The organism is Olleya sp. 1-3 (genome assembly GCF_002836085.1).
GTDB lineage: Bacteria > Bacteroidota > Bacteroidia > Flavobacteriales > Flavobacteriaceae > Olleya > Olleya namhaensis.
Map to the genome: position 1 here is coordinate 145,933 of NZ_PJBW01000005.1, position 25,120 is coordinate 171,052.

Below are 25,120 nucleotides of genomic sequence, written 5' to 3' on the forward strand. Positions count from 1 at the left end.
GTATTAAAGTAGGATAACAAAAATCTTATAGCTCTTCTCTTTTTGAATCACAACAATCCATTTGTACTAAATGTAATATATAATACTCTTACACATGATAAAGTTGCTCTATAAAAACAAACCATTATAACGTTCTTGTTTTTTATTAAATTATTATACAAAATTAGCCTTGTACCATTCTACTTGAGCTTTAACACCTTCTAATAAAGTAGTCTGCGGATTATAATTTAACAATTTTCTAGCTTTATCGATATTAGCTTTAGTACGTAATTGATCTCCTACTCTAGCTTTGACGTGATCAATTTTTATAGCCTGTCCAATAACTTGCTCAACCGCCTCAATACCGTCTTGTGTGGTATGTTCTACTTCTGTCCCAAGATTAATAATTTCGCCATCTACTTTAGTGTCATTACCAACAACACTAACAATACCATCCACGATATCTCCAACATAGGTAAAACTACGTAAATGTGTCGCACTTCCTTCGTATAACGGGAAAGCCTCTCCATTGTATGCACACGCTATTAATTTGGTGTACATTTTCTCTGGACGTTCTCTTGGTCCAATCACAGAATATAAACGCAGAGAACAGCTTTTAAATAGTTTCTCTCTACTTTTTTGTAATACAAGTTGCTCTGCTGCTAATTTAGTAACCCCATAATGCGATGCTGGTTCTGGTGCTTTTGTTTCTGGAAAAGTTGCTTCCAAGCCATAAATTGAAGATGTCCCGATATTAACAAACAGTTCCAAACTATTACACTCTAATGCGTAATCAATTAAGTTTTTAGTTGCAATAATATTATTAGTAAAATAATCTTCAAAAGTTGAACTTGCCGAAATACCTGGCTGTGCAGCAAAATGAAAAATATAATTAATATCTTTTGGTAAAGCTTCAGCTAAATTATCAGCTCTTAAATCGGTCTTAATAATCTTAATTCCTTTTTCTAAAAGTGCCTTTTCGTTTAAGGTTTTCAGCGCTAAGCTGTAATAATCATTAAAATTATCTAAACCAACAACGTCATGACCTAAATCGTGTAAACGTTCGCATGTGTGAGAGCCTATAAAACCTGCTGCTCCAGTAACTAAAATCTTCATAAGTGCATTTCTATACTACAAAGAAACATATTTTTTTTCGATACCGATTTCAATTATCTAAAAAACAATACATTTGTAGCACTAAAATAGGTTTATGAATTACCAGTTTACCATCATTGTTCCTGTATATAACGAGGAAGATAATTTACTAAGAGTTGAAAAGGAGTTATTAGCTTACACGCAAATAGCAACAAAAACAACTAAAATATTATTTGTTAATGATGGCTCAAAAGATAAAAGTCAAGCATTAATAGAAGCTATTTGTAGCAGACATGATGCTTTTGACTACATATTATTTAAAGAAAATCGTGGTTTAAGTGCTGCAATAAAAGCTGGTTTTGACTATACTACAACGGAGTTAGTTGGGTATATTGACTCAGACTTACAAACAGCTCCTGAGGACTTTAATCTACTTCTAGCACATATTGGTGAATTTGATTTAGTTACTGGTGTCCGCTCTAACCGAAAAGATAGTTTTGTAAAAAACATGTCGTCTAAAATTGCAAATGGTATTAGACGTGCTTTTACAAAAGATGGAATGGATGACACAGGTTGTCCTTTAAAAGTAATCAAAACAGATTATGCCAAACGCATCCCAATGTTTAAAGGGTTACACCGTTTTTTACCAGCTATGATCATGTTGCAAAACGGAACAACTAAGCAAATAACGGTACAGCACTTTCCAAGAGTTGCTGGAGAAGCAAAATTTGGGGTTTGGAATAGGCTTTTAGGACCTTTAATGGACTGTTTTGCGTATTTATGGATGAAGAAAAAGTACATTAATTACGAAGTCGCTAAGAAAAAATAATGAGCAACTGGATTATACTTAGCATTGGTTTTTTGGCGCAAACCTTATTCTCGTCTCGTTTAATAATCCAATGGATTACTAGCGAAAAACAAAAACGAGTAATTACGCCAACCTTATTTTGGACGCTAAGTTTAATCGCTTCGTTTTTACTATTTATTTATGGGTATTTACGTGATGACTTTGCAATTATGTTAGGTCAAGGTCTTACCTATTATATCTACATTAGAAATTTACAGTTGCAAAACCAATGGAAAACATTTCCGGCTGGCATCAGATGGATTTTACTATTAATGCCCGTTTTTATTACCGTTTTCTATTTTAACAACAACGCTATTGATACGGTTAAGTTATTTAAAAACCAAGCCATCCCATTATGGTTATTAGTATTAGGGATAGTTTCTCAAATAGTATTTACATTACGTTTTGTATACCAATGGCTATATTCTGAAAAAAACAAAGAATCGTCTTTACCTCTTGGGTTTTGGGCGTTAAGCCTAATAGGATCCCTATTAATTTTAACCTACGCTATTTTTAGAGTAGACTATGTACTGCTAGTGGGACACTCCTTAGGAGCGGTTATTTACATCAGAAATTTGTTAATTTTAAAACAACAAAATGCCTAAGCTATTTAAAGATTATCCACTTACTATTATTTGTTTGATTATAGCAATTATGTTATTACCAAACCTAGAAACCATACAAGTAACAATCATGGAAGCACGTAATTTTATTACTGCAAGAGAAATGATACAGGATAATAACTGGCTATTAACCACCATGAATGGCGAAGCACGTTATGAAAAACCACCATTACCAACATGGCTGACTGCTTTTTCAGGACTACTTTTTGGAGTAAAGAGTATCTTTGGAATGCGTCTACCGGCTATACTAATGATTATGGTATTGGCTGTTTTTAGTTTTAAACTATCAGAATCTATATTACAAAACAAGACACATAGTATAATAAACACCCTAATATTAATCACATCATTTTATATTATTGGTATCACTATTGAAGCCCCATGGGATATTTTTACGCATGGCTTTATGATGATAGCCATATACTACTTATTTACCTTTTTTAAATCTGAAAGCACCAATTGGAAACACGTCTTATATGCAGCACTATTTATTGGATGCTCTATATTAAGTAAAGGTCCTGTTAGCTTTTACGCGTTATTATTACCGTTTTTATTAGCCTATGGTTTCAGTTTTAAATATAAAAACATCAAAACAAAAATATTACCTATTATAACTACACTTGCACTAGCCATTGTTATTGGTGGTTGGTGGTACTTTTATGTCAGACTTGAAGATCCGACAACATTTGCTGCTATTACAAGTAAAGAAACAGGAAATTGGACTAGTTATAATGTTAGACCATTTTATTACTATTGGAGCTTTTTTACACAAAGTGGGTTATGGACTATTCCTGCTTTTATAAGTTTATTATACCCTTATTTAAAGACAAGAGTTATAAACTTGAAAGCTTACAAATTCACGCTATTTTGGACACTTTTTGCAGTTGTACTATTATCTGTAATCCCTGAGAAAAAATCACGTTATTTAATGCCTGTTTTAATTCCGTTGGCTTTAAATATTGGGTTTTATATCGAGTATTTAATTCGTAAGTTTAAAACTCTAGAAGATAAACGTGAAACTATTCCTGTCTATTTTAACTTTGGTTTAATTGCTCTAGTTGGTATTGTCGCTCCTTTTTTAGTGTATTTTAAATTTGCTGATCAATTAAATACTAACCTGTTTCAGTTTATCCTATTTGCGATAGTTGTTTTTGTGTTAGGTTTAGCAATACTATCACAACTAATAAAAAAAGAGATTAAATCAGTTTTCTTATTAACCACTGCGTTTTTTGCAGCTATCTTTCTTTTCGGTTTACCGTTAACAAAAAGCTTTACTAGTGAGAATTTTAAGCCAATTTCTGAGCTTTTAAAAGAAACTAAAAACACTAATACCAAACTTTATATTATCAATAATATTGCGCCTGAAGCAATATGGCAATATGGCGAAAAGATCCCGCAGATCTCTAAAGACAAGACTACTTTTAATTTTCCTTTAGAGAATGAATTTGCTGTCCTATCTGATTATATGAGTCAAAAGGATTTAGAGGCGATAAGTGAAATTTATACTATTACACAACAGACAACTTACGATTTAAATGAAAGCGCGCCAGATAGCAAACAGTATAAAGACCGACTGATTGCTAAGTATTATTATCTTAAAAAGAAGTAATTTATTTTAACTGAAATCTAGATTGAAAGTACTTATCTAACTTGTAAAACAAGACTCCAGAAAAGGCACCAAATAACATTCCGCTTAATATATCTAAAGGATAATGTACTCCAATATACACTCTGCTGTAAGCCATTACTATTGCCCAAACTATCAAGAAATATATTAAATACTTGTATTTATAGCGTAATACTAATCCAGAAAAAATAGCAACTGCCATACTATTACTGGCATGACCAGAAAAGTACCCAAAAGCACCACCACAGGACGACTTAACTAAGCGCATGACCTGAATAAGATCGTCTTCATGACAAGGTCTAGGACGTCTTACCAATACTTTTTTGAAAAGGTTTGTAATTTGGTCTGTAAATAAAATCATTAAAGCAATAACTACAACCGTTAATACAAACATTTTTGTATTAGACCGTTTGTACATAAAATAGGCTAAGATTCCGTAAAACGGAATCCAATGTACTTTATCCGTATAAAACATCCAGAAACTATCCCAAGTGGTAGATCCTAATCCGTTTAAAAATAAAAAAAGTTCTTTATCGTATTGTACTAATTGGTCTAACATATAATTACTCGTCGTATCTTGCTACTTCCCTATCGTAAAAAGCAGTTGCTTCTATGATTAGATTTTCAGTCTCCATTTCTAATTCTTTTTCGTCGTGTTGGTCAAAATCTTCAAACCATTCCACTTCGTCATCTTCTAGATTGATAATAAATCTCGGAAACTGAGTATGAATCACAAAAATTGCGTTTGGCAAATCTGTATTATCGCCTAGTATGTATTTTGGTAGTTCCATGTTGTATTTAGCTTTTAGCTTTTGGCTGTTAGTTATTAGCCGAGTTCAAAATTAACCTTTTAGTTAGATAATTAAAACGTATAAACAATAAAATAGCTGCAGAAGTTAAACCGGCTAGTAATCCTAACCAAATACCAAAGCTACCATAAGCGTCTTCCTTACCAAAATACCAACTGATTGGGAATCCAATTAACCAGTATGAGATAAATGTAATTATAGTTGGAATTTTAACATCCTGAAGTCCTCTTAAAGCTCCAAGAACAACAACTTGCAAACTATCACTAATTTGAAACACTGCTGCTGCAATTAATAATTGTGAGGCTATTGTGACCACTTCCATATTGTCCTTAAAGTTTACAGCATCATCAAAATCGACATATAAACGAGGTAAAAATTGATTAAAAATCAAGAATAAAGATGCGAAAATAACTGCAAAAATAAAGCCCATTAAAAATAAGGACACCGCAATACGACGCAACTCTAAATATTGATGTAATCCTTTTTGGTTACCAACCCTAATCATAGAAGCAACACTAAGTCCCATTGCCACCATAAAGGTCATAGAACTTAAGTTTAAGGCCACTTGATTGGCTGCTTGAGGGTTTTTACCTAATAATCCACTAAGCCAAATAGCAGCAGTAAAAATGGCTACTTCAAAAAACATTTGCATAGCACTAGGCGTTCCTAATCCTATAATTTTTTTAAGCATTAATTTATCTAATACAAAAAATTTAATATTGGTGACGTAGTCTTTAGATTTAGCGCGTCCTTTTAACAACCACCATAAATAGATTACCATTATAATACGCGATACCAGCGTCCCGTAAGCTGCACCGATTATTCCCATTTCTGGGAAACCAAACTTACCAAAGATTAGCAAGTAGTTTAATCCTACGTTTATTAAATTGGCTAAAATTGTAGCATACATTGGGTATTTAGTTAATGACAACCCATCACTAAACTGTTTAAACCCTTGAAATATAATTAATGGAATTAATGAAAACGCGACTAAGTCCAAATACGGAATAGCCAACTCCACAACCTCTATAGGCTGCTTCATTAAATACATTAAAGGTTTAGCAAAAAACACTAATAAGAATAACAAAATCCCTAAAACGGTACACAAAAACAACCCGTGTTTAAATGCCGATTTACCTTTATCAAAGTCGTTTGCACTATCTGCTTCTGCCACCAAAGGTGTAATAGCAGTGCTAAACCCGATACCAATTGACATGGCAATAAACATAAAACTATTACCTAATGACACAGCAGCTAACTCTGCTGTTCCCATTTGACCAACCATGATATTATCTACAAAACTGACAAATGTATGACCAAGCATACCTAACATAACCGGAGCTGCAAGCTGCCAGTTGTATTTAAACTCTTTAGTGTAATTACTTAATACCATTACTTTTTACGTTAATTTCATTTAAAAAGAGATACCTCCTATTTTTTTTGAAAACACTACATTTTCACCTGACTTAGATACTTTAAAATTAAATTCACTTAATCTAGAATGGACCAAGTCTGTAACACCAGGCGCATAATTTTCATGTAATTCTAAAAAGCCAAATGTAGTCTTAGATAACCAATATTGATAGTTTTGTTCAAAAACATTTTTCTCGGAACCTTCAATATCCATTTTTAATATATCAATTATTTTAATGTCATGCTCCAACATGATGGCATCCAAACTATACCCTTTAAATTCCTTAGTATTATCTATTGCTTCTGCCACTCTAAAGGCCCATTTACCAGCATCTTTATTCAGAATTTTTAAATCGGTATTTATATTCCAAACACCGCCTTTTACAATAAACACATCCTTAAAGCCTGTGGTGTTTTTTTTAATAATTTCAATATTAGAAGTGTCAGGCTCAATAGCTATAAGTTTAGCGTTTTTAAACTTATTTTTAAAATACACTATCGAAAACCCGCAATTAGAACCAGCATCTACTATATAATTAACCTGTTCTGGAAAAGTGACATTATATTCTTCTTCAATAAAAATTTGTTTGAATATTTTTAAGTCGGAAGTTTTTGGCCTTAGGTAAACTTTATTATCATATCCCTTCAGTTTTAAAACTAAATACGGCGCTTTACTAGTTTTAGAGAGTAACAATTTAACGCACTGAAAAACACCAAGTAGACCTATCCATTTTGGAATCCACTTAATTTGATAAGATGTAAAAAGCAGTTTTTTAATTAGCATTATAATATGTTAGGCCACTAAAAATTACAGTTGTCCAACATTAGACTTAGCCACATCAAACTCCGCAACCATGTCTTTAACAATTTCAGCTACTGGTTTTATATCGTGAATTAACCCTGCTATTTGACCAATCTCTAGTTCGCCATCGTCTAAGTCTCCTTCAAACATCCCTTTTTTGGCACGCGCACGACCTAATAATTCTTTAAGTTGTTCTGGTGTCGGACTCGTTTTATATAACGCTTCTAATTGTTGATAAAACTTGTTTTTAACAAGTCTAACAGGCGCTAATTCTTTTAACGTCAATTGGGTGTCGCCTTCTTTAGCATCAACCACAACTTGCTTAAATGCTTGATGCGCGCTACTTTCTGTACTTGCCACAAATCGACTCCCGACTTGCACACCATCAGCACCTAAAACCATACACGCTAACATAGCTTTTCCTGTAGCAATACCTCCAGCTGCAATTAGCGGAATTTGTAGTTGTTCTCGCACCATTGGAATTAAAGTTAGCGTAGTCGTTTCGTCACGACCGTTATGTCCTCCTGCTTCAAAACCTTCTGCAACAATGGCATCTACACCTGCTACTTGTGCTTTTAAAGCAAACTTAACACTACTAACAACATGCACCACTGTTATCCCTTTATCTTGTAACCATTTGGTCCACGTTTTTGGATTTCCTGCGGAAGTAAATACAATCTTAACCTCTTCTTCCACGATAATATTCATGATCTCCTCAATATTAGGATATAACATTGGAACATTAACACCAAAGGGGTTATCTGTTGCTTTTTTACATTTTTGAATGTGTTCTCTTAACACATCTGGATACATACTTCCGGCACCAATCAATCCTAATATTCCAGAATTACTTGCTGCTGAAGCTAATTTCCAACCACTATTCCAAATCATTCCTGCTTGGATAATTGGATGTTTAATATTAAAAAGTTGGGTGATTTTGTTTGACATATTCAATGGGATTTTTGAATCAATTGCATTTTAGTTTCTTTAAAAAAAATAACCGAATGCCTAATTTTTGATGATTTTTTTAGCTATTGAAAGCCCTTCAGCTTCAACCTTAATTAAATACACACCTTTAGATAATGGATTTGTATTAATAGTTTTATTAATACTATTGACTTTAGTATCAATAACTTTTTTTCCTAAGACATCGTATAACTTTACACTAGCTTCCTCAATCTGTAATGGTAACTGTATTGTTAATTGATTAGAAACAGGGTTTGGATATAATTTTACTGTAGTCGTATCGTTTTGAAAATTGGTATTAGATAACGTTCTTGCTAAATCTAAATCTGGAATACCGTAGCCCAGAAAATTATCTGGTGTATTATATTGTGATGCCGACTCACGCACTACTTGCATTATTTCGGCATTTGATAAATTTGGTAACGCTTGCCATAAACACACAATACCTCCCGCTAAAATTGGAGCACTAAAAGACGTTCCGTTTAAAGTCGTAATATTATCATTAGTATTTATAACATAACTAGCTTGGCCTTGTGCTACAACATCTGGTTTTTGAGTTGGTTGTGCACTACTACCTCTAGAACTAAACGATGCATACGTACCATCTGCTTTAACCGCTCCTATACTAAATACACCCGCAGCATCTGCAGGAGCACCAACAATACCCCAACTTGAAGACCCTGAATTACCTGCTGAATTAACTACCAAAATTCCTTTTTCAAAAGCAATATTAGCACCTTTTGTAATATAAGCTGTGTTCCCATCCATTTGGGCTGGTGTATAACTATAATTAGGATTATCAAACGTGGTATACCCTAAAGATGAGTTAATAACATCCACACCTAAACTATCTGCACGTTCTGCCGCCTCTATCCATAAACTTTCTTCTAAAGGTGTTTCCGTTGCTGCATTCTCTGTTCTAAACAAATAATAACTTGCATCAGGCGCTGTTCCAACAAACTGATCTTCAATAAAACCAGCCATATCACTTAATACCCAAGTCCCGTGCGAGTTTCCTGTGTAAGCATAAATATCTGTATTGCGATCTACAAAATCATAACCTCCTAAAATTCCGTTAGCATCTCTTAACCGTTGAAAGCCATTCATAGTATTTACATTAGTAAAACCTGCATCTATAACAGCGACCGTCATACCTGTACCGGTATAACTGTCTACATGTTGATGTAAATTATCAACCCCAATCATAGTGACCTGATTTGTGGTATTTCCGTAGGTGAAGTCTGTTAAACTAGCTTCAAAATCATGCTTATTTTGATTTGCACTTGGTCTTGCATTTAAACTAGTATCTGCATAATCTATATTGCTAACTACTAAATTACCATTAACGGTAACTGTTAATAAGGCATTAATATCAGCTTGCGTACCTAAGACATGCAATGCGTTAAACCATTTAGATTTAGACATAACTGTAATTCCCGACTGTGACTTTACAGCAGAAATATAACTCCCGTCCACAGGGACATCTCTAAAATCTATGCTAACATTATGTGCCGCTTTACGGTCCAATGCTTTTTGAGTTAAGATTGAAATAGGATTAGCTAAAGCTACTGCGCTATCAGGCTTGTCTGCTAAATACACCCAAGCATGTTCCTGAGCAAATAAGCAAGATGAAAAAGCAAAAAATAATAAAAAGTATAGGTGTTTCATGTCAGTAACAATTTGTTACTGCAATTTAAGAAATTACACCTGAACCAACTAATTCTTCATCCAAATACCAAGCAACAAATTGCCCTTCAGTAATTGCAGATTGTGGGTTTTCAAATTCGACATATAACCCAGACTCAACTTTATGCAATGTTGCATTTTCTAATGGTTGTCTATATCTAATTCTAGCTAAAACCTGCATAGTTTCGTCTGTATCTAATGCTAAATCTTCTCTAACCCAATGCAACTCTTCATTAGACACAAATAATGCGCTTTTATACAAACCAGGATGTGCTGTGCCTTGTCCGGTATAAATAACATTTTCTTTTACATCTGTATCAATTACAAATAAAGGTTCTACTGTTCCACCAACTGCCAATCCTTTACGCTGCCCTTTAGTAAAATAATGTGCCCCTTGATGCTTACCCATTATTTTTCCTTGAGACACCTCATAACTTGGTTTTCTAGATTGGTATTGTAGTTCTTCTAATTTAGAATTAAACGTCGGTACTGTTTCATTATAAAAAGCATTATCCTTCGGAATCTCAACAATAACACCTTCTTTTGGTTTAAGTTGTTGTTGCAAAAATTCTGGCAATCTTACTTTTCCAATAAAACATAACCCTTGCGAGTCTTTTTTATCTGCAGTCGTTAGTTCTTGTTCTTTTGCTATTGCTCTAACTTCAGGTTTTAATAATTCTCCAACCGGAAACAACGCTTTTGCCAATTGCTGTTGAGATAATTGACATAAAAAATAAGACTGATCCTTATTAGGATCTTTTCCTGCCAATAATTGATGTACATCTTGTCCATCTTTAGTTAATGTTGTTTTACGACAATAATGTCCTGTTGCAACATAGTCTGCACCTAAATCTAAAGCAATTTTCATAAAGACATCAAATTTGATTTCTCTATTACATAATACATCAGGGTTTGGCGTACGTCCTTTTTCATACTCGTCAAACATATAGTCCACAATGCGTTCTTTATACTGCTCGCTTAGGTCTACCGTTTGAAACGGAATTCCTAATTTTTCTGCAACCAGCATCGCATCATTACTATCGTCCAACCAAGGACACTCGTCAGAAATAGTAACAGAGTCATCATGCCAATTTTTCATAAAAAGACCAATAACCTCATAACCTTGCTTCTGTAATAAATACGCAGCAACACTAGAATCTACACCTCCCGACAAACCAACAATAACTCTTTTTTTCATGACAATTTTTAAAATAGACTGCAAAGATAAGGCTTTCTGTAAAATTTACTACCACTTAACACTAATTGGACAAGCACCATAATAGACTGAAAAACAATATTTTAAAAACTTTAACAAATCTTTAAAATATTAATGTTTAATCTTTTTATAGATTTGTTAAACAAAACAACAAAAAATAATTATTATGAAAACTTTAAAAACATTATCACTAGCTTTTTTAGCAATTGTAACATTTTGGTCATGTAGTGACGATGATGATGCTGCGGTTATGGAACCTAAACAATTAAACATAGTAGAAACTGCACAAGCAACACCTAGTTTAAGTATTTTAGTTGAAGCTGTAATTCAAGCCGATTTAGTCAATGCCTTATCTGCATCAGGTAGCAGAACCGTATTAGCCCCAACAAACGATGCATTTACTGCTTTTTTAGCAGCCAAAGGATTTGATTCTTTAGCAGATGTACCGGATGATGTTTTAACACAAATTTTATTAAACCACGTTATTGATGGTGCAAATATCATGTCTTCAGATTTAGCAGGAGCAGCAGGATACACTAATACTTTAGCATCAGGTCCAAACGACTCTAACTTAAGTTTATATTGGGACGGAACTTCTGGAGTAACCTTTAACGGTGCATCCAATGTAGCTTTAGCAGATATATCAACATCTAACGGAATTGTACATGTTGTAGATGCAGTAATAGATTTACCAACAATAGCAACTTTTGCAACTACAAACCCGGGATTATCAACATTAGTAGATGCCTTAGCCTATGCAGATACAGGTGCACCAACAGTACCATATATTACAACAGTATCTGATGCAACAGCAGGTCCATTTACAGTTTTTGCACCAACTAACGCAGCATTTGGAGACTTACTAACAGAACTTAACGTAACCGCTCTTACAGATATAGACACAGCAACTGTTGACGCTGTATTAACGTATCACATTGTTGGCGCAAACGTACAATCGTCAATGCTAACATCAGGAACCGTAACTACTATTGGAGGAGACATCACTGCAGATGCAACAGCATTTACATTAACAGATGCTAATAATCGTGTCAGTAATATTATAACATCTTTAGTAGATATTCAAGCAGTAAACGGTGTTGTACACGCTATTGACAAAGTAGTTTTACCACCACAAATGTAATCACACAACATAATATATAGCTTGATATAAACACATTCTTCCCTTAATTAACAGGATCTATTTAGATCAAACAAAAAAAACGCCTTATTTTATTAAGGCGTTTTTTATATTAATAACTTCAAATAAGTTATCCTTTTTTATCTAAATCTTTTTCTTCTACTACTGCTCCATTTTTATAACGTTTCCAAATGCAACACTTAACATCATCTCTATAGTGTCCTTCAGTAGCAATAACACCTTGCTTATTATAGGCTTTATAAACACCATCAAATTTATCGTTTTTATACGTAATCACTTTAATAAGCTTACCATTTTCTGCAAACCAATTAGCTTCTCCGTGTAAAAGTCCATCTCTGTATAATGCCTTTTCTGCAACCTGTCCACTTAAATAATATACCTGGCGCAACCCTTCTAATTTACCTTTATCGTTATACAACTCTTCCGTCATAACTTGATCAGATTTATTATGGTAAATCACCCATTTACCAATGTGGTTACGACCACGCATTTTACCTTCGCTAATTTTTCTTTTATTTCTTGATAAAAAAGTAACCTGTGCCACGTCGTTATCTGCATTAAATACTTTAGTTGCAGTTAACACCGCCTTACCATCAATATTTTTATAAAAATTAAAAGTCCCAATCTCTTTACCATGATCAAACTGACCTTGATATCGCGTAACTTTTGTGTTTTTAAACGTTTTTTTCCATTCACCATGACGCTGTCCATTAGCATCAAACTGATTTAAATCCTGAGAAAACAAGATGCAGTTAGTAAATAAAACAACCAATACAATACTTAATCTTTTCATTTAAAATGTAATTATAGCGCTTTCGCGGAAACTAGGCCTTATGGCTTAACGTTAATAACTTGATTTTGTTATAACAAAAAAGCTGCCAAACTTAACTTTTACGTTAAAGCTGACAGCTAATATTGTAAAACCTATCCGAATTTTAGCTGTGCAAAAACTCACCTTCCTAGAAAGAAAGGAATTATTAGGTTCTTATTTTTTCTTATTCTTTTGTTGCATTTGTTTCTGCTTTTCAGCTTGCTCCATCATCGTCTTCATTTTTTGCTGAAACTTGCTTTCCTTTTTAGGCTTTGCTTTCTGAACCTGGATATTAGCATGTATTTTTTCTTCATCTAAGATAAAATTCTTGATTACTAATAAAATCCCGATACTAATTAAGTTAGAAATAAAGTAGTATAAACTTAAACCTGATGCATATTGGTTAAAGAAAATAAGCATCATAATTGGTGCAAAGTATATCATGTACTTCATCATTTTAGCCATATCTGGCATACCTTCTTGCTGTGGTGCAGACATCTGGTTTTGTCCAGTCGTCAACTTCATGTAAAAGAAAATAGCAATAGCAGCTAAAATTGGGAACAAACTCACGTGATCTCCGTATAACGGAATACTAAATGGTAATTCCGCTACAACATCATAAGATGATAAATCCTCTGCCCATAAAAACTTTTTCTGTCTTAAAGCAAATGCAATCGGGAAAAACATAAATAAGGCATAAAATACAGGCATTTGTATTAACGCTGGTAAACAACCAGCCATAGGACTAGCTCCTGCTTTATTTTGAAGCGCCATAGTCTCTTGTTGCGCTTTCATTTTATTATCCTTATGCTTTTCTCTAATAGCATCTAATTCTGGCTTTAACACCTTTAATTTCATTTGCGATAAGTATTGCTTGTACTGTACAAAACTCATTGCTAATTTAATTAAGATAGTCATTACAATAATGGCAATACCATATGGTAAGAACGAACTTAAGAATCCAAATAATGGGAAAAATAAATACTTGTTAATCCATCCAAAAATACCCCAACCAAATTGAACACTTTCTTCTAAGTTATTATCGTATTGTTTTAAAATCTCGCTATCTGTTGGACCGTAGTACAACCTAAGATTATTATTAAGATTAGAACCACTTAAAGCTAATGCTGTTTTTGTAGAAAACTGCTTTGTAAAAATAGAATCTCTAGCTTCGTCTTCTACTAAATTTTTAGATGTAATAGCAACTTCCTTAAAAGGCTTGTCTGTTACTAGGATAGAACTAAAAAAGTGTTGTCTGTATGATAACCAATCTACATCTTGTTCAACCTCATCATCCTCATTCATTTGAGACAATTTATCAACGTCTCCTTCTGCTTGGTATGTTAAACGCGTGTATCTGTTTTCAAAACTGATACTTTGATCGTGTCTGTATGTTTTTTGAGTCCAATCTAAATTAATTGGATTTGATGTATTTATTGCTGTTTCTAAACCTTGAGATCTTATTGTAAAATCAACCATATATTGGTTAGGCTTAATCACGTAATTATATTCTAAAAACTTGTTTTCAGCAGTTTTTAACTTCATAGACACAATAGTATTATCTCCACTTTTAGTTACTGTTGGCTGAAAATATAAATCTTTAGTATTTAAAGTACGATTATCTGTAGTTTGAAACTGAATATTAAAAACAGAGTTACCATCTTTTACTAAATAGATTGGAATAGAATCAAAGTCTACAAAGTTTTTAAGTCTTACCTCTGATAAATGTCCACCTTTAGTATTAAATTTTAAATCTAAAACATCATTACTTACGTTTAATTGATTGTCTTTAAAACTAGATGTTGCTGCAGAATATGCAAAATCTCCAATTTTAGATTGTAAAGCTGCTACTTGAGCAGAATCTTTTGGGATTGAATAATCTACCGCTGTAGTAACCTTAGTATCTGATTGCGTAGCTGCTTCAGCCTTTTTATTAGCTTCAATTTGCGCTTGCTTTTCTGCCTCTTGTGCTTTTAATTGTTCAGGAGTTGGCTGGTTTTGCCACATCATGAATAATAAGATTGCAAAAATTAAAACAAATCCTATTATCGACTTAACGTCTAGTTTTTTTTCTTCCATAATTGTTTGGTTCCTCTTATTTGTAAGGAATAATTAATTAGTCAAATATACGACCACTTTTAAATAGGTGTCAAATTGACACTTATTTTTTCTTACTATGTTTTAAACTTGCTTGTACAAATGCCACAAATAAAGGATGTGGATTGGCTACTGTACTTTTATATTCTGGATGATATTGTACTCCAACAAACCAAGGATGAGATGGGTTTTCTACAATCTCTACCAATTTGGTTTCTGGGTTGTAACCCGTTGCTTTTAAACCTGCAGCCTCCACTTGATCTTTAAACGTGCTATTAAACTCGTATCTATGTCTGTGACGCTCTTTAATATCTTGAGATTTGTATACTTTATAAGCAATACTATCTTTTTCAATATGGCAATCCCATGCACCTAATCGCATAGTACCACCTTTATCTGTAATTGTTTTTTGATCTTCCATGATATCAATCACAGGGTTTGTAGTATCAGGATCCATCTCTGTAGAGTTAGCATCAGCTAATCCCATTACGTTTCTACAAAACTCAATAACTGCCATTTGCATTCCTAAACAAATTCCTAAAAACGGAATGTTATTTTCACGGACATACTTGATTGCTGTTATTTTACCTTCAATACCACGCTCTCCAAAACCTGGAGCTACTAAAACACCATCTAAATGTGATAGTTTCATTTTAATATTATCTGCATTCAAATACTCAGAATGTACAGATTCTACATTTACTTTAACTTCATTCTCCGCTCCTGCGTGAATAAACGATTCTAAAATTGACTTATAAGAATCTTGCAACTCAACATATTTACCAATTAATCCGATTGTAATTTCAGATTTTGGGTTTTTATGACGCTTTACAAATTGGTTCCATATTGTTAAATCTGGAACATCGCTATTTAAAGCTAATTTTTTAAGTACTACTTTATCTAGACCTTCATCTAACATCATGTTTGGCACATCATAAATTGTCGATGCATCAATAGATTGTATTATTGCGTCTTCACGTACATTACAAAATAAAGCTAACTTACGTTTTAAGTCAGACGGTAACTCATGCTCTGTACGGCATACTAAGATATCTGCCTGAACACCACTTTCCATTAAAGTTTTTACACTATGTTGTGTTGGTTTTGTTTTAAGTTCTCCGGCTGCTGTTAAATACGGAATTAACGTTAAGTGAATCACTAATGCGTTATTATCCCCTAAATCCCATTTAAGTTGTCTTACTGCTTCTATGTAAGGTAAAGACTCAATATCTCCTACAGTACCACCAATTTCAGTAATTACGATATCAAATTCTCCAGAATTACCTAAAATTTGGATTCTGTGTTTAATTTCGTCTGTAATATGTGGAATAACCTGTACTGTTTTTCCTAAAAACTCACCTCTACGTTCCTTTTGTATCACACTTTGGTAGATACGTCCCGTCGTTACGTTATTAGCTTGACTAGTCGGTACGTTTAAAAAACGCTCGTAATGCCCAAGATCTAAATCTGTTTCTGCACCATCGTCAGTCACATAGCATTCGCCATGTTCGTATGGATTTAACGTCCCTGGATCTACGTTAATGTAAGGATCTAATTTTTGAATTGTGGTTCTGTAACCTTGTGCTTGAAGTAGCTTAGCAAGAGATGCTGCTATAATTCCTTTTCCTAGAGAAGAAGTTACTCCTCCCGTTACAAATATGTACTTAGTTTCTGATGTCATGTTGCGTTGTTAAACGCTTGCAAATTTATGATTTTTAGTTGAAACTAATCCTGTTTACTGTTTTATTTTTGGAAGAGTTCTAAATTCTATTTTATAACTCTATCAAGTCAATGACACCAATGACTTTCTTATTTATTTGCGTTAACTTTGTTTAACGGATAATAGAAAATATTAAAAAGGTAGCATTTAAAAAATAACCATTAGAAAAAATAACTAAAAAATTGATTCACAACTTTAAAAATATTGACTACCTAACAAACGGAAACAATAAACAGAAACTTGCTTTTTTAGAAATAAAAAAGTTTGCGATTTTAGATAAATTACAACAATACAATCCAATATTAACAGGAACAATTCCGCTTGATATTGACTTACCTGAAAGTGATTTAGATATAATCTGTCAGTGTAAAAACCATACTCAATTCAATCGTGATTTAATAAAAAATTTTTCGGATGAAAAAGATTTCAAAATCTATTCGACACACCAAAATGGAATTGAATCAACTATTGCTGAATTTAAAACTGATCATTTTTTAATTGAAATTTTTGGACAGAAAATCCCAACCGAGAAGCAAAATGCGTATCGACATATGATGGTTGAGTATCAAATTTTAAAAGAGAAAGGTATTGACTTTAAGAAAAAAATAAAACACTTAAAATCTACAGGATTAAAAACGGAACCTGCATTTGCAAAATTATTAGGATTACAAGGCGATCCGTATCTTGCTTTATTAGAGTTGGAAAAATAATATTACATTAATTAAATCACCAACTAAAAAAGGAATCTTTACCTCGGTTTTGGATACTGTTTTTTAATATTTCTAATTAGATCTTCCAAACCATTAAGTTTAACGGTATAAATAGTGTCTAGCATCTCTCCTAGCTTCCCTTTTGGAAACCCTTTGCTATGATACCAAACCACGTAATGCTCTGGTAAGTCTATTAAAAATCGGTCTTTGTATTTTCCAAATGGCATTTTAGTGTGTGCCAATTTAATTAGAAACTCTTTGTCAGGTTCAACTTGTTGCACTACCCTTTAGATTTAAATTGTGATACAGATTTTAAACGCTTAGTAATACTATCCTGCCATTTTTCTTGTCCTTTGACATCAATAGAATATTCGCTTTCCGTATCGTATGCATTTTGCATAGCCATTAAGTCTGCTTCTATTTTTGCATGCATATCTTGAAGTGTTTGTGCTAAATCTTCGTGTAGTTTAACATTTGCTATACGTTGTCTAAATAGCCTTGCATGCAACTCTGTAATATCAAAGTGCAATTGCTCATGCCCTAAAACATGTATATCAACTTGATCAGACTTACACCAAGAATGTTCTGGATAGAAAAAGGCCTTAACTAATGTTTTAAAACCTTGTACTTTTTGAGTACGTTTATATTTATTAATAGAATAACTAAAAGTAATACCAGATGCTGTTACTGCAACAGCATCTGTATCCTTATTAGGTTGTCCCTTAAAATCTTTCCATGATAACTTGTAATGTTCGCTCCAAGATAGCTCTTCCATTGCATCACTTTGCAATAGAAAAAAACTAACCATAAGAAACATATACTTTAGCATAGATTAATTTAACGTTACCGGATTGATTTTTATTGTTTTACCTCGACAATCCTTAAGTCTTGGTATTTTACTATATAAACTGCGTCGTTATAATACCCTCCAAACAACTTCTTCTTATAAGCAAATTTATTTTCTACATAAGTCGTTAATGCCGACTCATTTGCTGATAGATATAAATCGTCTGAGGTTACTAAACGTAATACCACATCCATTGTTATATCAAATCCTCTAACCGCATAATCGTTTGGTGTTTCATGATACAATGCTTGGTAACGTTTAGCAAAACTATTACTAGCATCCTCACTAAAAGATTTGTTTATAGACCCGTAAGTAAAACTTAAGTTAGACAAATGCATGTTACTGACCTCATCACTTTCAAACTCATTATTTTTATCGGTTGTTGTTAAAACAATCTCTTTTTTAGTTTTTGGATCTATTTTAGAATTTAATACACTTGTTACATTAGATATAAATCCTGGATTAGCAGTTTCTAAAAACACAACGTTTCTACCTGCCTTTATTGCAAGATTTACATCGTCTTCCATAATGTAATAAGCATCAGCTCCTGTTTTAGTGACTTTTCTAGAAGAAATCATCTTAGCATTTGGAAATGACTTTTTAAGCGCATTTGCTGTTGCTCTATTTTTCATATCAGAAATGATAATAAAATTAGCAGTACTATCGGCTTTAAAATGACTTAGTAATTTTTCTTGTAACAAATTTTCAGCAGGTCTAGATTGAAATACATTATCAATTAAGTTTACCTTTTTTGTAATTGGTGATACTAAAGGAATATTTCTACTTTTTAATGACGCTGCTGCTGTGTTAAACACTTTTGACATTACTGGTCCAATCACTGCTTGTACGCCATCAAAATTATTTGAGCGTACTATAGATAGCACTTTACTTTCTCTATTTTCCGTATCATAAACATCAACCTTTAAGTTTATGCCTAATTTAGATAAACTATCCAATGCTATTTTTACTCCAGAATAAAATTCTAATGATAAACTAATTAGCCTATCCTTTTTTATTAATTGCTTAGCGTCTGATACTGCACCAGAATCTATAGCATCCAATTTAAAAGGCAACATAATTGCAATATGCTTAGTTGCCCCATCTAAATTACGTGTTGTCAAATCAGACGTTACGCCTTCTGATCCTGAAATTACAGCTACGCCTCCTTGATTTTCTGAAACCAAATTAGCATCAAAAGGTACTTTTAAAACCATCCCTTCTTTTAACCCTACAGTTAATAAGTCTGGATTTAATTGCTCTAACTGCTCTTGTGTCAACCCCGTTTTTAGCTTTAATCTGTAAAACCCTTCTGACTTTAATACCGTATAATAACTGTATTTTTCGTCAATTACTTTTACGTCTTGCACCTCTAAATTTGGAACAAGAATAATATCTCCAGGTTGTAAGACATCCGCCATATTTGGATTTAAATCCTCTAATGCCTGAACAGTCATACCGTATTGGTAAGCAATACGCCATTTACCTTCTTTAGGTTTAACCGTATGTGCTTTTGTTGCGGACTTAACTGCAACTTCCTCTTTAGTGATTTTGTAAAGCGGAATTTGAATTTTATCTCCTTTACGTAAGTTATTTGCGTATAACTCTGGATTATGTTTTTTTATATCCTCTTGCGTTACATTGTACTTTTTAGATAAACTGTATAACGTTTCTTTACGTTTTACTTTATGTTTTTTAAAACCATCTAATGTTTTAACCTCTGTAAGTGTTGTAGTATTTGATACAACAGTTCCGTTTGGAATTATTAAAACCGAGTTAGTTCTTAACGCCTTTCTAGCATCCGGATTTAAAGCATAAATCTGAGATTTAGACACGCTGTATTTAGTCGCAATCTGCTCTATAGTTTCTCCAACTTGTACTTTGTGCGTTTTGTAATTTTGCGCTTTCGCGGAAGCACAGCCAAACATTACGACTACGCTTAAGATATATATTAATTTTCTCATATGTTATTTATACGTTTCAAACTGCGTTAGCGGTTGTAATGGCATCCTTTTTTTTGCTGCCATATATGGCAAAAAAAAGATATAATGGAAGACGCGACCCTTGTGGTAACGCCCAACTTATTATAAAATCTTTAAAAAAGGAGGTTTTATTCCCACTCTATAGTTGCTGGTGGCTTACTACTTATGTCGTAAACTACCCTGTTAACGCCTTTTACTTTGTTTATTATATCGTTACTTGTTTTTTGTAAAAACTCGTATGGTAAATTTACCCAGTCTGCAGTCATACCATCAGTACTTTCTACAGCTCTTAGTGCTACACATTTTTCGTAAGTACGCTCGTCTCCCATTACACCTACACTATTTACAGGTAGCAAAATAGCACCTGCTTGCCATACTTTATCGTATAATCCTGCGTCGCGTAATCCGTTAATAAAGACAGCATCTACATCTTGTAAAATTTGTACTTTCTCTGCTGTGATGTCTCCTAAAATCCTGATTGCTAAACCTGGTCCTGGAAATGGATGACGTCCTAAAAGGTCTTTATCCATAGCCATACTTGCACCAACACGTCTTACTTCGTCCTTAAACAAAGCGCGAAGTGGCTCTACAATTTTTAATTTCATGTAGTCTGGTAATCCACCTACATTATGATGACTTTTTATAGTTGCACTTGGTCCTCCTGTTGCACTTACACTTTCTATCACATCTGGATAGATTGTCCCTTGTGCTAACCATTTTACATCTTCGATTAGATTTGCTTCTTGGTCAAAAACCTCGATAAACGCGTTACCTATGGCTTTACGCTTTTTTTCTGGATCGCTCAGTCCTGCTAATGCATCCAAAAAGCGTGCCGAAGCGTCTACACCTTTTACGTTTAAGCCCATCCCTTTGTATTGTTCTAATACTTCTGTGAATTCGTTTTTACGTAATAATCCGTTATTTACAAATATGCAGTATAGGTTTTTACCTATTGCTTTGTGTAATAACATGGCTGCTACTGACGAGTCTACTCCACCTGATAATCCTAGAACAACTTTATCGTCTCCTAGTTTTGCTTTTAGGTCGTCAACGGTTTCCTGTACAAATGCATTTGGTGTCCAATCTGGATTTACATTTGCTATAGCTACTAAAAAGTTTTCTAATAATTGTTTACCATCTTTAGAGTGGTATACTTCTGGATGAAATTGAATGGCGTAAGTTGATTCTCCTTCAATTTTATAAGCCGCGTTTTTTACATCATGTGTACTGGCTAATAATTTACCGTTTGTTGGTAAGTTTTTAATAGTATCACTATGACTCATCCACACCTGACTACCTACTGATATGTTTTTGAAAAAGGCATCCTCTTCCACAAAACTCAAGTTGGCACGTCCGTATTCGCGTGTGTTTGATTCGGCTACTTCACCTCCAGAAAAATGTGCTAAATATTGTGCACCGTAACAGACAGCTAGCATTGGCTTTTTGCCTCTAATCTCTGATAAGTCAGGATGAAAAGCATCTTCTGATCTTACAGACATTGGACTACCAGAAAGTATAACTGCCTTGTAATCGTCTACGTTTTTTGGTGGTTTGTTAAATGGGTGTATTTCGGAATAGATGTTAAGCTCTCTAACTCTGCGCGCAATTAGTTGTGTGTATTGCGATCCGAAATCTAATATAAGTACTTTGTCGTGTTGCATGCACAAAAATAGTAATTGCTTTGATAAATACTATTTATGATTTATTAAATTTCTACTATTTTTTCAACAATTTACTTTTCTTATTTCATAGACTCCAAAATAGCTTTAATATCTTGCTCTGTAGTATCAGGATTTATAAAACAAAAACGAGATACCGTCTCAAAACTCTGACCCGCTTTCCACTTGGTTGGTGTTACTAATGCAAACCCTTTATCATGGTTAGCAAATGTCCAGTCTCTATAGTCATCCGGAGCCCAACCTTTACGTCTGTATAACACACAAGATAAACTTGGCTCTCTAACCAACTCTACATGATCCATATCTTTAATTAGTTGCCCTGCAATGGTTGCTAGTTCTAAACCTCTCTCTACTGCTTGTTTATATCTATCCGTACCGTGTGTTGCTAAGCTAAACCATAAAGGCAAACCACGTACACGACGTGTTAATTGTATTTGATAATCTGTTGGATTAAAACCGTGCGCACCTTCGTCTTTAAAAATATCTAAGTAAGATCCTTCTTGCGAATGTGCCTTTTTTGCTAATTCTGGTTGCTTGTATATTACAGCACCACAATCATACGGAGAGAACATCCATTTGTGTGGATCTATTGTAATACTGTCTGCTTTTTCAATACCGTTAAACAAATGTCTAACCGAGTCTGCTGCTAATGCACCTCCACCATAAGCTGCATCTACATGCAACCATAAGTGTTCCTTCTCGCAAATAGCTGCAATCCCCTCTAAATCGTCAATAATACCTGCATTAGTAGTTCCTCCTGTTGCTACTACCGCAAATAAACGTTCTTTCTGGTGTATTGTTAAACCGTCCATAGTTTGCTGTAATGCAGCACCTTTTAAACGGTCTTCCGTATCTACTAATAAAACATCTACATCAACCACTTTAGCCATAGCTTTTATAGAAGAGTGGGCGCCGATAGATGTGATTATTAAACCTTTTCTGTTTTTATTGTCGTTGTTTAAACTTCTCCAATACTCACGTGCAGTAACAATTGCAGATAAGTTTGCTGCGGTACCACCACTTGTAAAAACACCAAATGCACCTTGTGGTAATCCTGTTAAAGACACGATCCATTTCATGGCTTCGTTTTCACAAAAAATCCCTCCTGCACCTTCCATCCAATACGCACCATGTATACTTGACGCGGATGTTACCAAGTCAAATAAAATAGACGCTCTTGTAGGCGCTGCGGGTACAAATGCTAAATGACGTGGGTGATCTATTTTTACGTTAGCATGCATTAAATGTTGCTTCCATAGATTAAAAGCAGTCTCTCCACCAATACCTTTATCCGTTACAGTTTCTCCGACTAACGCTTTTAATGTCTCAGCTTTTTGCGGTTTACCTATAACATCTTCCGTTTTTGAAATACGATCGATAGTATATTTCATGACGTCTAGCGTCATTTCGACTAAATCTAAATCTATTTTATGCATAACTTATAATTCAACAATTAAAAATTGACCTTGCAAAGGTTTCAAATTTTTAATTAAATGAGGTATTAATTCCGAACCAAATTCTAAATATAATTCTGAAAAATTGATGTTTCGTTCTTGCAAGCTATAATTTGGAAACAATTGGTATTGTAAAGCGGTCATGCGGGCCACTTGATCCTTTAACTTACGTTTTTGAGCTGTAAGTAAACGTTTTTCTAAATGCTCTAACCCATTGATTTGTTTCTTTTCTTGAGATGCTACTGCACCAACAAAAGACTGGTCTGTTTGTTCTGCTAACGCATACAAATCTTTAAACTGTGCTTTTAAATGTTTGATTTGCTCAGAAAAATCGATATCTATATTTGAAATCTCTCTTACCTTTTTGTTAATAAAACTATTACGTTTTAAGAATAAATCTTTATCATAAATACCTAATTTATCAAGCTTTTCCGTTTGTTGTTTTGTTTTTATTAAAACTGAATTACGCAGTAATAAGATTGGGAACGTCACGTGGTTAGCTTCAAAATTACTTTGTAACTGAAACCAATACGCTAACTCTCCTCCTCCACCAATATAACACAGGTTTGGCAATATCACCTCCTGATATAATGGACGCATAATAACGTTTGGACTAAAACGTTCAGGGTGATCTTGAACCTCCTTTTCTAACTGGTCTTTACTCCAAACAACAGTTGTATTTAAGGCTGTATAGGTGTTGTTTTCAAAAACAATACGCTCTCTAACGTCCTTTATAATGTAAAATAAGTTAATCTCTCTTGGGTTAACTTGTATGCTATAATTATCGGAAACTTGACTTAACTGTTTTGAGGTTTTGGTTACAGCTTCAAAAGATGTGTTATTAAATAACTCAGTTTTTATTTGCGGGATAAACAGTTGTTTTAACGCTTTTTTATTAGCATCAATAACAACTAAACCTTGCTCTCCAAACAACCCATTTGCTAAGTAATGTGTGGCTTCAGCTAAATTATCGTGTTTTAAATACGCGTTTTCAAATAGTGCTTTTAAATATTTAGCATTAGTACCAATACCTAGTTCCTTAGTAAATAATTCAAATACCTCTTTTAAACCTTTTGTATCTAAATCTCCAACTGCTCCTGACGCCTCTTTATTCCAACGTATTTTTTTTCCTCTGAAATTAAAATAATTGATTTCTTCAAAATCATGATCCTCCGAAGCCATCCAATAAATAGGCACAAAATTGTACTCTGGATAAGCAACCTTTAATTCCTTTGTCAGATTTATGGTCGAAATAATTTTATGTAAAAAATATAAAGGACCAGTAAACAAGTTAAGTTGATGCCCAGTAGTAATAGTAAATGTTTTACTATCTGCTAATAATTTAATATTAGTGTTTGCAGCTTCTGACGTATCAAGTGTTTTGTATTGTTCTTGAAGCGCATTAACTAATACACTTCTATTGTCATTACTAAACGTCTCTTGCTTTTCTTTAATTTGGGCTTTAAAATTCTGAATATTTGGAAATCTATTATAAAACGGTTTTAACGCTTCCGCTTCCGCTAAATAATCGCAAATTAATTGAGAAAAATATCCAGTGTCTTTAAATGAAATACAGTGTGTTGGCATAATTACAGATGAAT

The 25,120-nt window shown here is 33.5% G+C and carries 22 protein-coding genes; 5 read left to right on the forward strand and 17 right to left on the reverse strand.

From position 1 onward, the window contains the following. Positions 1–153: 153 nt before the first annotated feature. Positions 154–1,095, reverse strand: coding sequence for an NAD-dependent epimerase/dehydratase family protein (locus tag CXF54_RS07050; protein WP_101203003.1), 942 nt, complete (start codon positions 1,093–1,095; stop codon positions 154–156). Between the two features lie 94 nt (positions 1,096–1,189). Between CXF54_RS07050 and CXF54_RS07055 the strand changes: the two genes are divergently transcribed. From CXF54_RS07055 to CXF54_RS07065, 3 genes are read left to right on the forward strand one after another with little or no spacing between them, the layout of a single operon-like run. Next, positions 1,190–1,903 carry a glycosyltransferase family 2 protein gene (locus CXF54_RS07055; RefSeq protein ID WP_090839224.1) on the forward strand — a complete coding sequence of 238 codons (714 nt, stop codon included), beginning with the start codon at positions 1,190–1,192 and terminating at the stop codon, positions 1,901–1,903. Then, positions 1,903–2,526, forward strand: a complete 624-nt coding sequence (locus CXF54_RS07060; RefSeq protein ID WP_101203004.1) for a lipid-A-disaccharide synthase N-terminal domain-containing protein — start codon at positions 1,903–1,905, stop codon at positions 2,524–2,526. The genes CXF54_RS07055 and CXF54_RS07060 overlap by 1 nt, the downstream gene beginning before the upstream one ends. After that, positions 2,519–4,153 carry an ArnT family glycosyltransferase gene (locus tag CXF54_RS07065; RefSeq protein WP_101203005.1) on the forward strand — a complete coding sequence of 545 codons (1,635 nt, stop codon included), beginning with the start codon at positions 2,519–2,521 and terminating at the stop codon, positions 4,151–4,153. The genes CXF54_RS07060 and CXF54_RS07065 overlap by 8 nt, the downstream gene beginning before the upstream one ends. 1 nt (position 4,154) lies before the next feature. Here the strand turns inward: CXF54_RS07065 and CXF54_RS07070 are convergent, their stop codons facing one another. The 7 genes from CXF54_RS07070 to mnmA are packed head-to-tail and all read right to left on the reverse strand — an operon-like array spanning position 4,155 to position 11,060. After that, a complete protein-coding gene (locus CXF54_RS07070; RefSeq protein ID WP_101203006.1) occupies positions 4,155–4,730 on the reverse strand; it encodes a phosphatase PAP2 family protein in 576 nt (191 codons plus the stop codon). A 4-nt stretch (positions 4,731–4,734) separates the two neighbouring features. Beyond that, complete coding sequence (locus CXF54_RS07075; protein ID WP_101203007.1) at positions 4,735–4,962, reverse strand: hypothetical protein; 228 nt, start codon at positions 4,960–4,962, stop codon at positions 4,735–4,737. 28 nt (positions 4,963–4,990) lie between these two features. Further along, positions 4,991–6,373: an MATE family efflux transporter gene (locus CXF54_RS07080; RefSeq protein WP_101203008.1), complete on the reverse strand. Its 1,383-nt coding sequence runs from the start codon at positions 6,371–6,373 to the stop codon at positions 4,991–4,993. 21 nt (positions 6,374–6,394) lie between these two features. Next, entirely contained in the window at positions 6,395–7,177 is a 783-nt protein-coding gene (locus CXF54_RS07085; protein ID WP_101203009.1) for an FkbM family methyltransferase, read from the reverse strand. A gap of 24 nt (positions 7,178–7,201) precedes the next feature. After that, positions 7,202–8,143 (reverse strand): NAD(P)H-dependent flavin oxidoreductase, encoded by a 942-nt coding sequence (locus tag CXF54_RS07090; RefSeq protein WP_101203010.1) that lies wholly within the window; start codon positions 8,141–8,143, stop codon positions 7,202–7,204. A gap of 60 nt (positions 8,144–8,203) precedes the next feature. Next, positions 8,204–9,829, reverse strand: coding sequence for a S8 family serine peptidase (locus CXF54_RS07095; protein ID WP_101203011.1), 1,626 nt, complete (start codon positions 9,827–9,829; stop codon positions 8,204–8,206). A 25-nt stretch (positions 9,830–9,854) separates the two neighbouring features. Next, positions 9,855–11,060: a tRNA 2-thiouridine(34) synthase MnmA gene (gene mnmA / locus CXF54_RS07100; RefSeq protein ID WP_262497388.1), complete on the reverse strand. Its 1,206-nt coding sequence runs from the start codon at positions 11,058–11,060 to the stop codon at positions 9,855–9,857. Between the two features lie 169 nt (positions 11,061–11,229). Between mnmA and CXF54_RS07105 the strand changes: the two genes are divergently transcribed. Further along, positions 11,230–12,204, forward strand: a complete 975-nt coding sequence (locus CXF54_RS07105; protein WP_101203012.1) for a fasciclin domain-containing protein — start codon at positions 11,230–11,232, stop codon at positions 12,202–12,204. 127 nt (positions 12,205–12,331) lie between these two features. Here the strand turns inward: CXF54_RS07105 and CXF54_RS07110 are convergent, their stop codons facing one another. From CXF54_RS07110 to CXF54_RS07120, 3 genes are all read right to left on the reverse strand, one after another. After that, positions 12,332–13,015 (reverse strand): toxin-antitoxin system YwqK family antitoxin, encoded by a 684-nt coding sequence (locus CXF54_RS07110; protein ID WP_101203013.1) that lies wholly within the window; start codon positions 13,013–13,015, stop codon positions 12,332–12,334. A 192-nt stretch (positions 13,016–13,207) separates the two neighbouring features. Next, a complete protein-coding gene (gene yidC / locus CXF54_RS07115) occupies positions 13,208–15,112 on the reverse strand; it encodes a membrane protein insertase YidC (protein WP_101203014.1) in 1,905 nt (634 codons plus the stop codon). An 82-nt stretch (positions 15,113–15,194) separates the two neighbouring features. Then, entirely contained in the window at positions 15,195–16,811 is a 1,617-nt protein-coding gene (locus CXF54_RS07120) for a CTP synthase (protein ID WP_101203015.1), read from the reverse strand. A 221-nt stretch (positions 16,812–17,032) separates the two neighbouring features. On the opposite strand from CXF54_RS07120, the gene CXF54_RS07125 reads away from it, so the two are divergent. Next, positions 17,033–17,560, forward strand: a complete 528-nt coding sequence (locus CXF54_RS07125; protein ID WP_101203016.1) for a DUF4269 domain-containing protein — start codon at positions 17,033–17,035, stop codon at positions 17,558–17,560. 38 nt (positions 17,561–17,598) lie between these two features. Here CXF54_RS07125 and CXF54_RS07130 read toward each other — a convergent pair whose 3' ends face one another. The 6 genes from CXF54_RS07130 to bshC all read right to left on the reverse strand — a co-directional run bounded on the left by CXF54_RS07130 (position 17,599) and on the right by bshC (position 25,106). Next, complete coding sequence (locus tag CXF54_RS07130; protein WP_262496855.1) at positions 17,599–17,841, reverse strand: DUF3820 family protein; 243 nt, start codon at positions 17,839–17,841, stop codon at positions 17,599–17,601. Continuing rightward, complete coding sequence (locus tag CXF54_RS07135) at positions 17,841–18,389, reverse strand: hypothetical protein (protein ID WP_090839196.1); 549 nt, start codon at positions 18,387–18,389, stop codon at positions 17,841–17,843. Before CXF54_RS07135 ends, CXF54_RS07130 begins: the two co-directional genes overlap by 1 nt. Positions 18,390–18,418: 29 nt before the next feature. Next, positions 18,419–20,368, reverse strand: coding sequence for a LysM peptidoglycan-binding domain-containing protein (locus CXF54_RS07140; RefSeq protein ID WP_101203017.1), 1,950 nt, complete (start codon positions 20,366–20,368; stop codon positions 18,419–18,421). Positions 20,369–20,514: 146 nt separating this feature from the next. Then, positions 20,515–22,047 (reverse strand): glutamine-hydrolyzing GMP synthase, encoded by a 1,533-nt coding sequence (gene guaA / locus CXF54_RS07145; protein WP_101203018.1) that lies wholly within the window; start codon positions 22,045–22,047, stop codon positions 20,515–20,517. A gap of 80 nt (positions 22,048–22,127) precedes the next feature. Continuing rightward, entirely contained in the window at positions 22,128–23,501 is a 1,374-nt protein-coding gene (locus tag CXF54_RS07150; protein ID WP_101203019.1) for a pyridoxal phosphate-dependent decarboxylase family protein, read from the reverse strand. 3 nt (positions 23,502–23,504) lie between these two features. Next, positions 23,505–25,106 (reverse strand): bacillithiol biosynthesis cysteine-adding enzyme BshC, encoded by a 1,602-nt coding sequence (gene bshC, locus CXF54_RS07155; RefSeq protein ID WP_101203020.1) that lies wholly within the window; start codon positions 25,104–25,106, stop codon positions 23,505–23,507. Positions 25,107–25,120: the final 14 nt, after the last annotated feature.

What these genes read in the sequence shown, in the direction of transcription:
- CXF54_RS07090 (WP_101203010.1), bottom strand. Translation starts at nt 8,143, where the DNA reads ATGTCAAACAAAATCACCCAACTTTTTAATATTAAACATCCAATTATC.
- CXF54_RS07095 (WP_101203011.1), bottom strand. Translation starts at nt 9,829, where the DNA reads ATGAAACACCTATACTTTTTATTATTTTTTGCTTTTTCATCTTGCTTA.
- CXF54_RS07075 (WP_101203007.1), bottom strand. Translation starts at nt 4,962, where the DNA reads ATGGAACTACCAAAATACATACTAGGCGATAATACAGATTTGCCAAAC.
- bshC (WP_101203020.1), bottom strand. Translation starts at nt 25,106, where the DNA reads ATGCCAACACACTGTATTTCATTTAAAGACACTGGATATTTTTCTCAA.
- CXF54_RS07120 (WP_101203015.1), bottom strand. Translation starts at nt 16,811, where the DNA reads ATGACATCAGAAACTAAGTACATATTTGTAACGGGAGGAGTAACTTCT.
- yidC (WP_101203014.1), bottom strand. Translation starts at nt 15,112, where the DNA reads ATGGAAGAAAAAAAACTAGACGTTAAGTCGATAATAGGATTTGTTTTA.
- CXF54_RS07080 (WP_101203008.1), bottom strand. Translation starts at nt 6,373, where the DNA reads ATGGTATTAAGTAATTACACTAAAGAGTTTAAATACAACTGGCAGCTT.
- CXF54_RS07085 (WP_101203009.1), bottom strand. Translation starts at nt 7,177, where the DNA reads ATGCTAATTAAAAAACTGCTTTTTACATCTTATCAAATTAAGTGGATT.
- CXF54_RS07065 (WP_101203005.1), top strand. Translation starts at nt 2,519, where the DNA reads ATGCCTAAGCTATTTAAAGATTATCCACTTACTATTATTTGTTTGATT.
- CXF54_RS07105 (WP_101203012.1), top strand. Translation starts at nt 11,230, where the DNA reads ATGAAAACTTTAAAAACATTATCACTAGCTTTTTTAGCAATTGTAACA.
- CXF54_RS07050 (WP_101203003.1), bottom strand. Translation starts at nt 1,095, where the DNA reads ATGAAGATTTTAGTTACTGGAGCAGCAGGTTTTATAGGCTCTCACACA.
- CXF54_RS07055 (WP_090839224.1), top strand. Translation starts at nt 1,190, where the DNA reads ATGAATTACCAGTTTACCATCATTGTTCCTGTATATAACGAGGAAGAT.
- CXF54_RS07060 (WP_101203004.1), top strand. Translation starts at nt 1,903, where the DNA reads ATGAGCAACTGGATTATACTTAGCATTGGTTTTTTGGCGCAAACCTTA.
- CXF54_RS07150 (WP_101203019.1), bottom strand. Translation starts at nt 23,501, where the DNA reads ATGCATAAAATAGATTTAGATTTAGTCGAAATGACGCTAGACGTCATG.
- CXF54_RS07070 (WP_101203006.1), bottom strand. Translation starts at nt 4,730, where the DNA reads ATGTTAGACCAATTAGTACAATACGATAAAGAACTTTTTTTATTTTTA.
- CXF54_RS07110 (WP_101203013.1), bottom strand. Translation starts at nt 13,015, where the DNA reads ATGAAAAGATTAAGTATTGTATTGGTTGTTTTATTTACTAACTGCATC.
- CXF54_RS07135 (WP_090839196.1), bottom strand. Translation starts at nt 18,389, where the DNA reads ATGCTAAAGTATATGTTTCTTATGGTTAGTTTTTTTCTATTGCAAAGT.
- guaA (WP_101203018.1), bottom strand. Translation starts at nt 22,047, where the DNA reads ATGCAACACGACAAAGTACTTATATTAGATTTCGGATCGCAATACACA.
- CXF54_RS07140 (WP_101203017.1), bottom strand. Translation starts at nt 20,368, where the DNA reads ATGAGAAAATTAATATATATCTTAAGCGTAGTCGTAATGTTTGGCTGT.